Origin of the sequence: Actinomadura kijaniata, assembly GCF_014138665.1 — a bacterium.
Classification (GTDB): Bacteria; Actinomycetota; Actinomycetes; order Streptosporangiales; family Streptosporangiaceae; genus Spirillospora; species Spirillospora kijaniata.
Genome location: NZ_JACJIA010000002.1, coordinates 854,905 through 867,634, shown reverse-complemented (window position 1 = coordinate 867,634; position 12,730 = coordinate 854,905). Strand labels below are relative to the sequence as shown.

Here is a 12,730-nt window from a genome sequence, read left to right as displayed (position 1 = left end):
GTGACCCTCCTCTCATACTTGAGCCACTCGCTAACTTGAATCATTCAGGTTTAGCGGGATACGGTGGTCCCATGACCCCGAACCCGACCGCCCCCGCCGACGCCCTGCGCGGGGCCGGCCTGCGGGTGACGGCGGCCCGGGTCGCGATCCTGGAGACCGTCCGCGCCGGAGACCACCTCGGCGTCGAGGCGATCACCGAGGGAACGCGCGGACGCGTCGGCCACGTCTCGACCCAGGCCGTCTACGAGGCCCTGCACGCGCTGACCGCCGCCGGGCTGGTCCGCCGCGTCGAGCCCGCGGGCGGCCCCGCCCGGTTCGAGGGCCGCGTCGGCGACAACCACCACCACCTGGTGTGCCGCCGGTGCGGAGCCATCGAGGACGTCGACTGCGTCCGGGGCCGGGCCCCCTGCCTGGACCCCGCCGACGACGCCGGGTTCCGGGTCGACGAGGCCGACGTCACCTTCTGGGGCCTGTGCCCCGCGTGCCGCGCGGACACGTCCGCATCCGGGTGACCCGCTCCCCGCCCACCAAAGGAGAGACCGCGACCATGTCCGAACGCCCCATCGCCACCACCGACGCCGGCAGCCCGGCCCCCAGCCTGGAGCACTCGCAGTCGGTGGGCCCCAACGGCCCGCTGCTGCTCCAGGACCACTACCTCATCCAGAAGATGGCGCACTTCAACCGCGAGCGCGTGCCCGAACGGGTCGTGCACGCCAAGGGCGGCGGCGCCTACGGCGTCCTGGAGATCACCGAGGACGTCAGCCAGTTCACCAAGGCCAAGCTGTTCCAGAAGGGCGCGCGCACCGAGTCGCTGGTGCGCTTCTCCACCGTCGCGGGCGAGCTCGGCAGCGCCGACACCGCGCGCGACCCCCGCGGGTTCGCGGTGAAGTTCTACACCGAGGACGGCAACTACGACATCGTCGGCAACAACACGCCGATCTTCTTCATCCGGGACCCGCAGAAGTTCTCCGACTTCATCCACTCCCAGAAGCGCCGTCCCGACAACCACCTGCGCGACCACAACATGCAGTGGGACTTCTGGACCCTGTCGCCGGAGTCGGCGCACCAGGTGACGTTCCTGATGACCGACCGCGGCACCCCCGCCTCGTGGCGGCACATGCACGGCTTCGGCTCGCACACGTTCCTCTGGTACAACGCCGCCGGCGAGAGGTTCTGGGTGAAGTACCACTTCAAGACCGACCAGGGCATCCGCAACTTCACCGCCGCCGAGGCCGCGGCGGCCCAGGTCGCCGACCCGGACCTGCACATCCGCGACCTGTACGAGGCCATCCGGCGGGGGGACGACCCGTCCTGGACGGTGAACGTGCAGATCATGCCGTTCGAGGAGGCCGCGGACTACCGGTTCAACCCCTTCGACCTGACCAAGGTGTGGCCGCACGCCGACTACCCCGAGATCACGATCGGGCGGTGGACCCTCAACCGCAACCCGGAGAACTACTTCGCCGAGATCGAGCAGGCGTCGTTCGAGCCGTCCAGCTTCGTGCCGGGCATCGGCCCGTCCCCCGACAAGATGCTCCAGGGCCGGCTGTTCTCCTACCCCGACGCCCACCGCTACCGGATCGGCCCGAACTACCTCCAGCTCCCGGTCAACCAGCCGAAGGCGCCGGTCCACTCCTACAACTTCGACGGCCCGATGACCTACCGGAACCCGGCCGGCCCGGTGTACGCGCCGAACACGGTCGGCGGCCCGGTCGCGGCCGGCCCGGACGTGTGGAGGGGCGAGGAGTACGAGCTCGCGGGCGAGATCGTCCGCAGCGCCTACCACCCGCACCGCGAGGACGACGACTTCTCCCAGCCGCGCGCGCTGTGGGAGCGGGTCCTGTCCGACACCGACCGCGCCCACCTGGTCGACAACGTCGTCGGCCACGCGAGCGCACCCGAGGTGACCGACGACATGAAGAAGCGCGTCGTCGGGTACTGGCGCAACATCCACAAGGACCTCGGCGACCGCGTCGCCCAGGGCCTCGGCGTCACCGACGCCTGAACCCGTCCGGACGGGGCGTTCCGCATCTGGCGGAGCGCCCCGTCCGGTCGTTACGGTGCGGCGTCATGTTGCGATTCGACACGGCGGGCTGGCGCGAGGTGGCGCCCGGCACGTTCCACAACGACGACGGGGACGGCCTCGGCCTGTACGGGTTCGACCTTCCGCCGGACCTGCCCGCCCCGCTGGAGGACCAGGACCGGCTGCGCCGTGCCATCGCCGCGCACGTCGCGGCGTCCGGCGGCGGCCTGGTCGAGCTGGACGTGATCGGGCTGGACGGGCTGGCGGCCGTCGCGCAGATCGTCAAGATGCGGATCCCGGACCAGCCGACGGGCGTGGTCTACCTGGGCTCGTTCACGGTCCCCCGCGCCGACCGCAGCCTCGTGCTGAAGGTGCAGTGCATGGAACGCGGGGTCACGGGCATGCGCGACAGCGTGGTCATGAACCGCTTCATGGCCGAGCACGGCCAGGGCCGCCCGCTGGAGGAGGTCATGCGGATGTGGGCGCAGCACCCCTACGACCCGACGATCCAGGGCGGTCTCCCCCGCAACTGGTCGGAGGAGCCGGGCTGGGACCCCCACTTCCCGGACCATCCGCTGTCCCGGGCCCGCCGCATCATGCACGCGGTGGCCCCGACCATCGAGATCCACCCCGACTTCAAGGCCGCCCCGCCGTTCCGCGGCTGACCCGCCGCGGGACGGGGACCGGTCACAGCGGGACGCGCATGCCGTCGTCGCCGACGATCACCCGGCCGTCGTAGCCCCGGCCCGCCTGGACCTTCCAGACGGCGTCGGGGACCATCCGCCGGTCGCCCGGGGCCAGATGGCTCAGCACCAGCCGCTCGACCCCGGCCTTCTGCGCGACCTCCCGGCCCACCCGGGCGACGTCGGAATGGCTGTTCTCGTGGTGCTTGACCTGGTCGGGGCTCAGGTTCCCGGCGATCCGGACCAGCCGCATCGCGATGACCTCGTGGACCAGGACGTCGGCGCCCCGCGCCAGCGTCACGACGTTCGGGGTGATGGTGGTGTCGCCGCTGAACACCACCGACCCGTGCTCGGTGTCGAAGCGGAACGCGAACGACGGGAACACCGGCGGGTGCTCGACGAGGATCGCGCTGACCTTCACGTTGTCGTCCGACATCACGGGGAACGGCCGCATCGGCGGGGCCATCGGCCCGTGGGGGCCCGCCCCGACCGGCGGCACGGCGATGTCGTGGGTGCGGACCAGGCCGCGGATGTCGGGCCAGCCCTCGTCGCGCATGCGCAGGTTGAGGTCGTAGGCGGTGCCGGCCATCTGCGCGTTGACCAGGTCGGTCAGGCCCGGGGTGGGGTTCGCCGGGTTGACCACCGGGCGCGGCCGGTCCGTCCGCGGCAGGGTCCCGGCGCGGCCGGGGCCGTAGATGTGGAGCGGGTGGGTCATCGGCTTGATCCCGCCGAACCGCAGGAACGGCAGCGTGTACAGGTCGGCGATGTGGTCCGAGTGCAGGTGGGTGATGAAGACGGCGTCCAGGTCGGCGATCCGCAACCCGGCGCGCTCGAACCCGTCGAACGCCCCGTGCCCCAGATCGACCACGTAGACGCGCCCGTTGACGACGAGCGCCGAGGAGATCCCGGCGCGCCCGGCCATCGGCACCGGCCCGGCGGCGGTGCCGATCAGGACCAGTTCGGCGCGGTTCCGGCCGATCAGGGGCGCTCCGGCGGGGACGAGATCCTCGGCGGCCCGGGAGGACGCCGCCATGCCGACGAGCGGCGCCGCGACGGCCGCGCCCATGGCGGTGCGCAGCAGCCGCCGGCGCCCGAGGCGGGGCTTCCGGTCGGCGTTCGGCGGGGATTCGGGGGGTTCGGCGGAGTTCTGGTTCATGGACGGCCCTTCGGAGTCGGGGCGGCGGGTGTCGGAACGGGGGACACGACCGCGCGAGCGATCTCGCGCGCCATCAGAACTGATTAGATCATCAGTTTTGAGGAATCGCTACAAATAAAGAGCGGCCGGTACCCGTCCCGGCTCCGGAAGTGAGGGGGCGTCAGCGCCGGGGTCGCCTAGGATCCGGCCATGACCTCGACAGACCCCGAACCGTCCACCGGACGGCCGTCCCGGACGGACCGCCGCAAGGCGCGCACCCGGCAGGCCCTGATCGACGCCGCCCGCGCCGTCCTCGCCGAACGCGGCACGGCCGAGGTCAGCATCCAGCAGATCACCGACGCCGCCGACGTCGGCTTCGGCTCCTTCTACAACCACTTCGGCGGCAAGGACGAGCTGTTCCAGGCCGCGGTCGCCGACGTGCTGGAGGAGCACGGCCGGCTGCTGGACGAGCTCACCGCCGGCCTCGACGACCCCGCCGAGGTGTTCGCCGCGTCATGGCGGCTGACCGGGCGGCTCGTCCACACCCACCCGCAGGTGGCCCGCGTCCTCGCCCGCCTGGGGCTGTCCTACCTGGACTCCGACCAGGGCCTCGCGCCGCGCGCGCTGCGCGACATCCGCCGCGCCGTCGACGCCGGGCGCTTCCGGATCGACAACCCCCACGTCGCCCTGGCGGGCGCGGCCGGTGCGCTGCTGGGGCTGCTGCACCTGTGGCTGGTGCGCCCCGACCTCATCGACGAGGCCGCCTGCGACGAGCTCGCCGAACACGTCCTGCGGATGTTCGGCCTGAGCCACGCGTCCGCCCGCGAGATCGCCCACCGCCCCCTTCCGGGGGCGTGAGGCGTCACTCGGCGCGGGTGCGGGCCCGCTCCAGGGCGGCGGGCCACTGCTGCCCGGGGGCCAGTTCGTAGGGCGGGGTCTCCCGTTCTCCGGCCTCGGCCGACCCGGGGCGGGGGCGCGGAACCGCGGTGGTCTTCTCCAGGCCCCGCGTGAACGCCTTCGTCACCGACTCCAGGGCCGAGGTCACCTCGCTCGGGATCACCCAGAACGTGTTGCCCTCGCCCTGCGCCAGCTTCGGGAGGGTCTGGAGGTACTGGTAGGCGAGGAGCTTGGGGTCGGGGTCGGCCTCGTGGACGGCGGTGAAGACCTGGTCGATCGCGGTGGCCTGGCCCTGGGCCTCCAGGATCGTGGCCTGGCGGGCGCCCTCGGCGCGCAGGATCGCCGCCTGCTTCTCGCCCTCGGCGGTGAGGATCGCCGACTGCCGGTCGCCCTCGGCGCGCAGGATCGCGGCGCGCTTCTCGCGTTCGGCGCGCATCTGCTTCTCCATCGCGTCCTTGATGGACGGCGGCGGCTCGATCGCCTTGATCTCCACGCGGGTGACGCGGATGCCCCACTTGCCGGAGGCGTCGTCGAGGACGCCGCGCAGCGCGGTGTTGATGCGGTCGCGGGAGGTGAGGGTGGCCTCCAGGTCCAGGGTGCCGATCACGTTGCGCAGGGTGGTGGCGGTGAGCTGCTCGATCGCCTTGATGTAGTCGACGATCTCGTAGTCGGCGGCGCGCGGGTCGGTGACCTGGAAGAACAGCACGGTGTCGATATGGACGACGACGTTGTCCTCGGTGATCACCGGCTGCGCCTTGAACGACACCACCTGCTCGCGCAGGTCGATCAGCGGTTTCACGCGGTCCACGAACGGCACCACGAAGCTGATGCCGGGCTGGAGCGTGCGGTGGTAGCGGCCGAGGCGCTCGACGTTGCGGGCGCGGGCCTGCGGGATGATCCACACGGTGCGGGCCACGGCGGTCACGAGGACCGCGAGCCCGGCGAGCAGTGCGATCAACAGGGCGAGGGCGAGTTCGGTCATGGCGCCGCCTGGTCTGGACTGAGGAGCGTGAAGATCGGGAGCCTGCGAGCGATCTTGCAAGCGACGAGGGGGGATCCGGCTTGCCGGGGGCGCGGCGATGAGGGCGTCATGGCGCCTCCCGGTGGTGGGGCGCCGCGTACAGCAGGGCGGTGGCGCCCTCGATGGCCAGGACGTCGGTGACGGTTCCGGCGGGGATGACGGCGTCCGGGTCGTAGGGGCGGACGGTCCACTCCTCGCCGCCGATGCGGGCCCGGCCTCCGTCGCGGGTGACCTGGGTGAGGGTGACCGCCTCCCGGCCGACCAGCGCGTCCGCGCCCGAGCGCAGGAGGGGCGGCTGGGTGATGTGGCGGCGGGCGACGGGGCGGACCACGGCCAGGCCCGCGACCGATCCGATGGCGAACACGGCGGCCTGCGCCGCCAGCGGCAGCCCCACGGCCCCGGTCAGCCCGGCCAGCAGCGCGGCGACGGCCAGCAGGCCGAGCACCAGCGTCAGGGTGAGCAGCTCGGCCACGCCGAGCAGCGCGGCCACGAACAGCCAGACGACCCACGCCTCCATCACTTCCCCCAGAGGCGGCCGGAGTCCTTTTCCCCAAGGTAACCCCGCATGGGCCGTCCGGCCATGCCCGTGATCCGGCGGTGTTCAGAGCTCCGATCCGCCGGTCGCGTCGACCGTGGTCCCGGTGACCCAGCGGCCGTCGCCGGAGGCGAGGAACGCGACGGCGGCGGCGATGTCGTCGGGGCGTCCCACCCGGCCCAGCGCGGCACGGCTCGCGGCGTACGCCTCGGCCTCGGCGTTCCCGCGCAGCCAGTCGGCGTTCACGTCGGTGTCCACGATGCCGGGGGCGACGTTGTTGACGGTGATGCCGCGCGGGCCGAGGTGCTTGGCCAGCGCCAGGGTGAAGGTGTCCACCGCGCCCTTGCTCATCGCGTAGGCGATGCCCTCGGGGAAGGCGATGCGCGTCGCGCCGGTGGTGATGTTGACGATCCGCCCGTGGTCGGGGATGCGCGGCAGCAGGCTCCGGGTGAGGAAGAACAGCGCGCGCGTGTTGACGGCGAACACCCGGTCGTACAGGTCGGGGGTCACGTCCTCGATCGGGACGGGCGCGCCGATGCCCGCGTTGTTGACGAGGACGTCCAGGGTGGTGACGCCGTGGGCGTCGAGGCCGGCGAGGAGGTCGCCGATCGCGCCGTCCGCGCCCAGTTCGGCGCGGACGGCGAAGGCCCGCCCGCCCGCCGCCTCGATCGCCGCGACCGTCTCCTTCGCGGCCGTCTCGTCGCGGGCGTAGTTCACCGCGACCAGCGCGCCGTCGGCGGCGAGGCGTTCGGCCACCGCCCGCCCGATGCCCCGGCTCGCCCCCGTCACCAGCGCGGTCTTCCCCGTCAGCTCTCCCATGACACGCCCTCTTTCTTTAACGAACACTACAAAAAAGACCGTAACAGTATTTTTTATCGTTCGCTACACAACTCCCCCGGTCCTGGCGTCCCAGCGCCAGGGCCCGCTGCGCGGAGGCGCGGCGATCAGCAGGGTCATGGCGCCGCCTGGTCTGGGCCGGGGAGCGTCACGGTCGGGAGGCTGCGAGTGACCTCGTGAACGGCGAGGAAGGGCCGGCGATCGGGCGCCAGGATCCGGGGGGCCGGAGGCGCGATAACGGGTGGGGTCATGGCGCCGTGAGGACGATCACGTCATGATGGGGCGATCCCGACCTGAGGAGCGTTCCGATGGGGAGTCGTACCGCCTATCGCACCTGTCCGCTCTGCGAGGCGCTGTGCGGGCTCGAACTGACCCTGGACGACGGCGGGGCGATCACCGGGGTGCGCGGGGACCGGCGGGACCCGTTCAGCAAGGGGTTCGTCTGCCCCAAGGGGGCCACGCTCGGCCGGCTCGACGGGGACCCCGACCGGCTCGCCGGGCCGCTGCTGCGCGACGGCGACCGGCATGCCGAGACCGACTGGGAGACCGCGTTCGCGACCGTGCGCCGGGAGCTCGGGAAGGTCCGGGAGCGGTACGGCGAGGACGCCGTCGCCGTCTACATCGGCAACCCGACCGCCCACTCGGTCGCCGGTCCGCTCTACGGCGGGGCGATCATCAAGGCGCTCGGCACGCGGAACGTCTACACCGCCAGCACCGCCGACCAGATGCCCAAGCACGTCAGCAGCGGCCACCTGTTCGGCGATCCGCTGGCCGTCCCGGTGCCCGACCTGGACCGCACCGACCATCTGCTGATGCTCGGCGCCAACCCGCTGGAGTCCAACGGCAGCCTCGCCTCCGCCCCCGACTTCCCCGGGCGGCTCAAGGCGATCCGGGCGCGCGGCGGGAAGGTCGTGGTGGTCGACCCGCGGCGGACGCGCACCGCGGAGCTGGCCGACGAGCATGTCTTCATCCGGCCGGGCACCGACGCGTACCTGCTGTTCGCGCTGGTGAACGTGCTGTTCGAGGAGGGGCTGACCGCCGTCCCGCAGGAGCTGGCCGAGCGGACCAACGGCCTGGACGAGGTGCGTTCCCTGGCCGCGGGCCTCACCCCCGAACGCGTCGCGGCCGTCACCGGGATCGACGCCCCGGTCATCCGCCGCACGGCCCGCGAGCTGGCCGCCGCCGGACGCGCCGCCGTCTACGGCCGCATCGGCACCTGCACCCAGGAGTTCGGCACCCTCAGCAACTGGCTGGTCGACGTCCTGAACGTCCTCACCGGCAACCTGGACCGCGCGGGCGGCGCGATGTTCCCCCGCGCCGCGCACGTGCCGGTCTACCGCAAACGTCGCCCGTTCACGACCGGGCGCTGGCAGAGCCGCGTGCGCGGGCTGCCCGAGGTCAACGGCGAGTTCCCCGTCGCCACCCTCGCCGACGAGATCGAGACGCCCGGCGACGGGCGGATCCGGGCGCTGGTCACGATCGGCGGCAACCCCGTGCTGTCGGCCCCGAACGGCGGGCGGCTCGACGCCGCGCTCGCGGGGCTGGAGTTCATGGTCAGCGTGGACCCCTACCTGAACGAGACCACCCGGCACGCCGACGTGGTCCTGCCGCCGCCCCGGCCCGCGCAGACCCCGCACTACGACGTCGCGCTGCTCGGGTTCGCGGTGCGCGACTACGCGCGGTACTCGCCGCCGGTCGTGCCGCTGCCGGAGGGGCGGCCGAACGAGGCGGAGATCCTGGCGCGGCTCGCGGTGATCGCCTCCGGGCTGGACGCCGACCCGGCGGCGCTGGACGAGATGCTCATCGCGGGCACCCTGAAGAAGGCCGTCGCGATGGAGGGGTCGCCGGTGGCCGGGCGCGACCCGGACGAGCTGCACCAGCTCGTCGAGGGCTCCACCCCGACGGAGCGGCGGCTCGACATGATGATCCGCCTCGGTCCCTACGGCGACGGCTTCGGGGCCGACCCGGACGGGCTCACCCTGGCCCGGCTGCGCGACGAGCACCCGCACGGCATCGATCTCGGTCCGCTCAAGCCCCGGCTCGACGAGGTGCTGTGCACGGCCTCCGGGCGGATCGAGCTGTGCCCGCCGGCGTTCGCGCGGGACGTGGAGCGGCTGCGCGCCGGGCTGGACGCGCCCGCCCCGGACGGCTTCGTGCTGATCGGCCGCCGCCATCTGCGGTCCAACAACAGCTGGCTGCACAACGTGCCCGAGCTGGTGCGCGGCTCCAACACCTGCACCCTCCAGCTCCACCCCGCCGACGCCGAGCGGCTGGGCGTCGGCGCGGGCGACCCGGTGCGGGTCGCGTCGCGGGCGGGCGCCCTGACGGCCGTCGCCGAACCCACCGACGCGATCATGCCCGGCGTCGTCAGCATCCCGCACGGCTGGGGCCACGGCCGTCCCGGCACGCGCACGCGGGTGGCGGACGCGCACGCCGGGGTGAACGTCAACCTCGTCACCGACGAGCAGCGCGTCGACCCGCTGTCGGGCAACGCGGTCTTCAACGGCGTCCCCGTCACCCTCTCGGCAATGGATTCAGTGGCGATCTAGCAATTAAACAACTTAATCGGTAGTTTCGCCTGGGTCGCACTGCTGTCAACAGTGGGAGACCCGACGTGAACGACAGCCTGCCGCCCCGGCTCCCGGCCACCGAGCGGGCCGAACTCGACGCGATCCTGGCGGCGGGGTTCATCTGCCATCTCGGCGTGGTCGTGGACGGGTGCCCGACGGTCGTCCCGACCGTCTACGGGAGCGACGGGCGGCACCTGTACCTGCACGGGTCGGCGGCCGGCCGCGGCCTGGTCGCCGCGTCCGGCGCGGAGGTCCGCGTCACCGTCACGCACCTGGACGGCCCGGTCCTCGCCCGGCCGGTGTCCGGGCACGGCGTCGACCACCGCAGCGCGATGATCTACGGGACGGCCCGGCCCGTCACCGACCCCGGGGAGAAGCTGGCGGGGCTGCGGCTGCTGAGCGAGCAGTGCGCGCCGGGGCAGTGGGACCGCGCGCGGCGGCCGAGCCGCGGGGAGCCGGCCGCCACGTCGCTGCTGGCGCTCTCCCTGGCGGAGGCGTCGGTGAAGCTCCGCTCGGGAACGCCGCCGCACGTCGCCGCGCGCGCCGGGGCCCCAGTGGGATGACCGCGTGGTCAGGCCGCGCGGCGGGCGTACTCGATCTCGGCGCGGATCGCCGCGCACAGCTCGGTGTGGGTGTCGGCCTGCACGATCAGGCGGCAGCCCGCGCGCAGCTGGCCGATGGTGAGCGGGGCGAAGGCGGTGCGGAACGCCCACCAGCGGTGGGCGTCGCTGTGCCAGACGCCCCAGCCGGGGAATCGTTCCTGGATCTCGGAGATCAGGTGGTCGCGGGTCGGCGGTGGAACGTCCATGAGCCTCGGCTCGTCCTGCTCGCGTACGGTCGTCCTCACTGTAAGCGACGGGGCGGCTCCGGAGAAGGCGTTGTCCGCTGGTCGGAACCTTCGGGTTTACGGTGCCTTACCGTTCGGTAGGACTCCGCACGCGGGTGGCCGTCGGTTGATCGCGGGGACTAGGGTCGCAGACGGTGTCAGGCAACGACCGGCAGTGTCCATGGGCACCGGAGGCACGCACCTGAGGAGGGACATGAACCGACGGGCGAGCAAGATCTTCCGGCGGAACGGGCGGCCGCAGGCCGGGTCGCGCCTGGTCGACCTGGTCGAGGGGCTGGAGCACGCCGACGGGCTGGACCGCGCGACCCGCGCGATCAGCGGGGCCGTCCGGGCCGCGCTGCCCAAGGGGCCGGTCAAGGACGCGCTGCACGGCGTGCCGACCGGGCATCCCGCGCATCCGCCGCTGACCGACCTGCCGATGGGCGCCTGGATGTCGGCGGCCGTGCTCGACCTGCTGCCCGGCACGCGGCGCGCGTCGCAGGTGCTGATCGGCGTCGGGCTCGCCGGGGCCGTCCCGACGGCGCTGACGGGGCTGGCGGACTGGTCGGCGCTCCACCGCGAGCAGCAGCGCGTCGGCCTGGTGCACGCGATGGGCACCGTGAGCGCGACGCTGCTGTACGGGGCGTCGCTGGTGGCGCGGCTGCGCGGCCGCGACGGTCTCGGGCGCGGATTGGGGTTCGCGGGCCTGTCGGCGTTGCTGACCGGCGGCTACCTGGGCGGGCACCTGGCGTTCCGGCAGGCGGCAGGGGCCAGCCACGCCGACCAGGTGGCGCACCTGGTGCCGCTCGGCTGGCACGACCTGTGCCAGTTCGACGAGCTGCCCGACGGCTGGCCGGTCCACCGGCGGCTCGGCTACATCAGCCTGTTCGTGCTGCGCAGCGGCGACGACGTCCACGTGCTCGCCGACCGGTGCAGCCACCTGGCCGGGCCGCTGCACCAGGGCCGGATCGTCACCGACGACGAGGCCGAGCTGTGCGTGGTGTGCCCGTGGCACGGCAGCACGTTCCGGGTGGCGGACGGCTCGGTGGTGCACGGCCCCGCCACGGGGCGGCAGCCCTCGTTCGAGACCCGGGTCCTGGAGAGCGGAACGGTCCAGGTCCGTCCCGTCCCCTAGGTCCGGCCCCGCTCCCGGCCCGCGCTACTCCTCGTCCTCGTCGGCGGAGCGCGGGTCCGCCGACGGGTACTCGACCAGGGCGAGGACCCTGCTGGACATGAAGCGGGCGGTCCGCACCGGCGTTCCGGTGCGGGTCACCTCGCTCACCTCCACGACGCCCCGGCGGTTGGCGATCTCGACCCGGCGTCCGGCGCGGGTGGCCGCGACCTGGTACGTCCGGGTCCCCTCACCCCCGGCGTCGATCATGATCTCGACCCTGTCACCCTTCATCGGCACAACCCCCACAGTCGAACATATATTCGACTTATACCCAGTAAAAGACCTGCTCAACCGTGTTTGGCGCGGCCGGGTGTGTCCCCGAACGCCCGGCGGAACGCGTCGATGAACGCGCTCGCCGACGCCCACCCGCACCGGTGCGCGACGGCGGTGACCGGGACGTCCTCGGCGAGCAGGATCAGGGCGTGGTGCAGCCGGAGCTGGGTGCGCCACTGCGGGAACGTCATGTGCAGCTCGGCGCGGAACAGCCGGGACAGGGTGCGCTCGCTCGCCCCGGCCTCCGCCCCCAGCCGCGCGAGGCCGCGGGGGTCGGCGGGGTTCTCGTGCAGCGCGGCGCAGACGGCGGCGAGCCTCGGGTCGCGCGGGGCCGGCAGGTGGACCGGCCGCCGGGGCGAGCGGCGCAGGCGGTCCAGCAGCACGGCCAGCAGGCGGGCGCGTTCGGCCCCGGTGCCGCGCTCCCGCGTGTACTCGACGATCAGCTCGCGGAGCAGCGGCTCGACAGCGAGCACGGCCGGGGCGTCCAGGCCCAGGGGGTTGGCGGTGACCGGGAGGCCCACCAGGCGCAGGTCGGTGCGGCCGTAGGCGCGGTGCTCGTGCACGGTCCCCGCCGGGATCCAGATCGCCTGCGTGGCCGGGGCGATCCACCGCCCCTCCCCGGTGGCCACCGAGACCACGCCGCGCGCCGCGTAGACGATCTGGTGGTCGTCGTGGTGGTGGGCGTCGATCTCCCCGCCGGGCGGCAGGAGGCGCAGGCCGGTGGGCGCGTGCGGCATGTGGCGGGAAACCTTCATC

General features: G+C 73.2%; 14 protein-coding genes. 7 read left to right on the top strand and 7 right to left on the bottom strand.

All coding sequences use genetic code 11. The features are described from left to right. Positions 1 to 71 precede the first annotated feature (71 nt). From HNR61_RS11430 to HNR61_RS11420, 3 genes are all read left to right on the top strand, one after another. Positions 72 to 512: a Fur family transcriptional regulator gene (locus HNR61_RS11430; RefSeq protein ID WP_182843051.1), complete on the top strand. Its 441-nt coding sequence runs from the start codon at positions 72 to 74 to the stop codon at positions 510 to 512. A 35-nt stretch (positions 513 to 547) separates the two neighbouring features. Then, the gene (locus tag HNR61_RS11425) at positions 548 to 2,005 is read left to right on the top strand and encodes a catalase (protein ID WP_182843050.1); all 1,458 of its coding nucleotides are present in this window, start codon (positions 548 to 550) and stop codon (positions 2,003 to 2,005) included. A 65-nt stretch (positions 2,006 to 2,070) separates the two neighbouring features. Then, a complete protein-coding gene (locus HNR61_RS11420; RefSeq protein WP_182843049.1) occupies positions 2,071 to 2,688 on the top strand; it encodes a hypothetical protein in 618 nt (205 codons plus the stop codon). 22 nt (positions 2,689 to 2,710) lie between these two features. Here HNR61_RS11420 and HNR61_RS11415 read toward each other — a convergent pair whose 3' ends face one another. Further along, positions 2,711 to 3,862, bottom strand: a complete 1,152-nt coding sequence (locus HNR61_RS11415) for an MBL fold metallo-hydrolase (RefSeq protein ID WP_182843048.1) — start codon at positions 3,860 to 3,862, stop codon at positions 2,711 to 2,713. Positions 3,863 to 4,051: 189 nt separating this feature from the next. Here HNR61_RS11415 and HNR61_RS11410 point away from each other — a divergent pair, with 189 nt between their 5' ends. Further along, positions 4,052 to 4,699 carry a TetR/AcrR family transcriptional regulator gene (locus tag HNR61_RS11410; RefSeq protein WP_182843047.1) on the top strand — a complete coding sequence of 216 codons (648 nt, stop codon included), beginning with the start codon at positions 4,052 to 4,054 and terminating at the stop codon, positions 4,697 to 4,699. Between the two features lie 4 nt (positions 4,700 to 4,703). Here HNR61_RS11410 and HNR61_RS11405 read toward each other — a convergent pair whose 3' ends face one another. The 3 genes from HNR61_RS11405 to HNR61_RS11395 form a co-directional block, all read right to left on the bottom strand. Continuing rightward, entirely contained in the window at positions 4,704 to 5,720 is a 1,017-nt protein-coding gene (locus HNR61_RS11405; protein WP_182843046.1) for an SPFH domain-containing protein, read from the bottom strand. Between the two features lie 106 nt (positions 5,721 to 5,826). Continuing rightward, on the bottom strand, positions 5,827 to 6,276 hold the full coding sequence (locus tag HNR61_RS11400) for an NfeD family protein (protein WP_182843045.1): 450 nt from the start codon (positions 6,274 to 6,276) through the stop codon (positions 5,827 to 5,829). A gap of 84 nt (positions 6,277 to 6,360) precedes the next feature. Further along, entirely contained in the window at positions 6,361 to 7,113 is a 753-nt protein-coding gene (locus tag HNR61_RS11395) for an SDR family NAD(P)-dependent oxidoreductase (protein ID WP_182843044.1), read from the bottom strand. A gap of 326 nt (positions 7,114 to 7,439) precedes the next feature. On the opposite strand from HNR61_RS11395, the gene HNR61_RS11390 reads away from it, so the two are divergent. Both HNR61_RS11390 and HNR61_RS11385 read left to right on the top strand, forming a co-directional pair. Continuing rightward, the gene (locus HNR61_RS11390) at positions 7,440 to 9,680 is read left to right on the top strand and encodes a molybdopterin oxidoreductase family protein (protein WP_182843043.1); all 2,241 of its coding nucleotides are present in this window, start codon (positions 7,440 to 7,442) and stop codon (positions 9,678 to 9,680) included. 65 nt (positions 9,681 to 9,745) lie between these two features. After that, the gene (locus HNR61_RS11385) at positions 9,746 to 10,264 is read left to right on the top strand and encodes a pyridoxamine 5'-phosphate oxidase family protein (RefSeq protein ID WP_312897848.1); all 519 of its coding nucleotides are present in this window, start codon (positions 9,746 to 9,748) and stop codon (positions 10,262 to 10,264) included. Positions 10,265 to 10,272: 8 nt separating this feature from the next. Here the strand turns inward: HNR61_RS11385 and HNR61_RS11380 are convergent, their stop codons facing one another. Beyond that, on the bottom strand, positions 10,273 to 10,548 hold the full coding sequence (locus tag HNR61_RS11380) for a hypothetical protein (protein WP_182843042.1): 276 nt from the start codon (positions 10,546 to 10,548) through the stop codon (positions 10,273 to 10,275). 193 nt (positions 10,549 to 10,741) lie between these two features. On the opposite strand from HNR61_RS11380, the gene HNR61_RS11375 reads away from it, so the two are divergent. Beyond that, positions 10,742 to 11,662, top strand: coding sequence for a Rieske (2Fe-2S) protein (locus HNR61_RS11375; RefSeq protein WP_067814035.1), 921 nt, complete (start codon positions 10,742 to 10,744; stop codon positions 11,660 to 11,662). Between the two features lie 24 nt (positions 11,663 to 11,686). Here HNR61_RS11375 and HNR61_RS11370 read toward each other — a convergent pair whose 3' ends face one another. Together HNR61_RS11370 and HNR61_RS11365 are read right to left on the bottom strand one after the other, a co-directional pair. Next, positions 11,687 to 11,932 carry a DUF8836 family protein gene (locus HNR61_RS11370; RefSeq protein WP_182843041.1) on the bottom strand — a complete coding sequence of 82 codons (246 nt, stop codon included), beginning with the start codon at positions 11,930 to 11,932 and terminating at the stop codon, positions 11,687 to 11,689. Between the two features lie 56 nt (positions 11,933 to 11,988). Continuing rightward, positions 11,989 to 12,729: an AraC family transcriptional regulator gene (locus tag HNR61_RS11365; protein ID WP_182843040.1), complete on the bottom strand. Its 741-nt coding sequence runs from the start codon at positions 12,727 to 12,729 to the stop codon at positions 11,989 to 11,991. Position 12,730: the final 1 nt, after the last annotated feature.

Coding starts and splice junctions, on each gene's coding strand:
- HNR61_RS11430 (WP_182843051.1), top strand. CDS start 72: ATGACCCCGAACCCGACCGCCCCCGCCGACGCCCTGCGCGGGGCCGGC.
- HNR61_RS11425 (WP_182843050.1), top strand. CDS start 548: ATGTCCGAACGCCCCATCGCCACCACCGACGCCGGCAGCCCGGCCCCC.
- HNR61_RS11420 (WP_182843049.1), top strand. CDS start 2,071: ATGTTGCGATTCGACACGGCGGGCTGGCGCGAGGTGGCGCCCGGCACG.
- HNR61_RS11415 (WP_182843048.1), bottom strand. CDS start 3,862: ATGAACCAGAACTCCGCCGAACCCCCCGAATCCCCGCCGAACGCCGAC.
- HNR61_RS11410 (WP_182843047.1), top strand. CDS start 4,052: ATGACCTCGACAGACCCCGAACCGTCCACCGGACGGCCGTCCCGGACG.
- HNR61_RS11405 (WP_182843046.1), bottom strand. CDS start 5,720: ATGACCGAACTCGCCCTCGCCCTGTTGATCGCACTGCTCGCCGGGCTC.
- HNR61_RS11400 (WP_182843045.1), bottom strand. CDS start 6,276: ATGGAGGCGTGGGTCGTCTGGCTGTTCGTGGCCGCGCTGCTCGGCGTG.
- HNR61_RS11395 (WP_182843044.1), bottom strand. CDS start 7,113: ATGGGAGAGCTGACGGGGAAGACCGCGCTGGTGACGGGGGCGAGCCGG.
- HNR61_RS11390 (WP_182843043.1), top strand. CDS start 7,440: ATGGGGAGTCGTACCGCCTATCGCACCTGTCCGCTCTGCGAGGCGCTG.
- HNR61_RS11375 (WP_067814035.1), top strand. CDS start 10,742: ATGAACCGACGGGCGAGCAAGATCTTCCGGCGGAACGGGCGGCCGCAG.
- HNR61_RS11370 (WP_182843041.1), bottom strand. CDS start 11,932: ATGAAGGGTGACAGGGTCGAGATCATGATCGACGCCGGGGGTGAGGGG.
- HNR61_RS11365 (WP_182843040.1), bottom strand. CDS start 12,729: ATGAAGGTTTCCCGCCACATGCCGCACGCGCCCACCGGCCTGCGCCTC.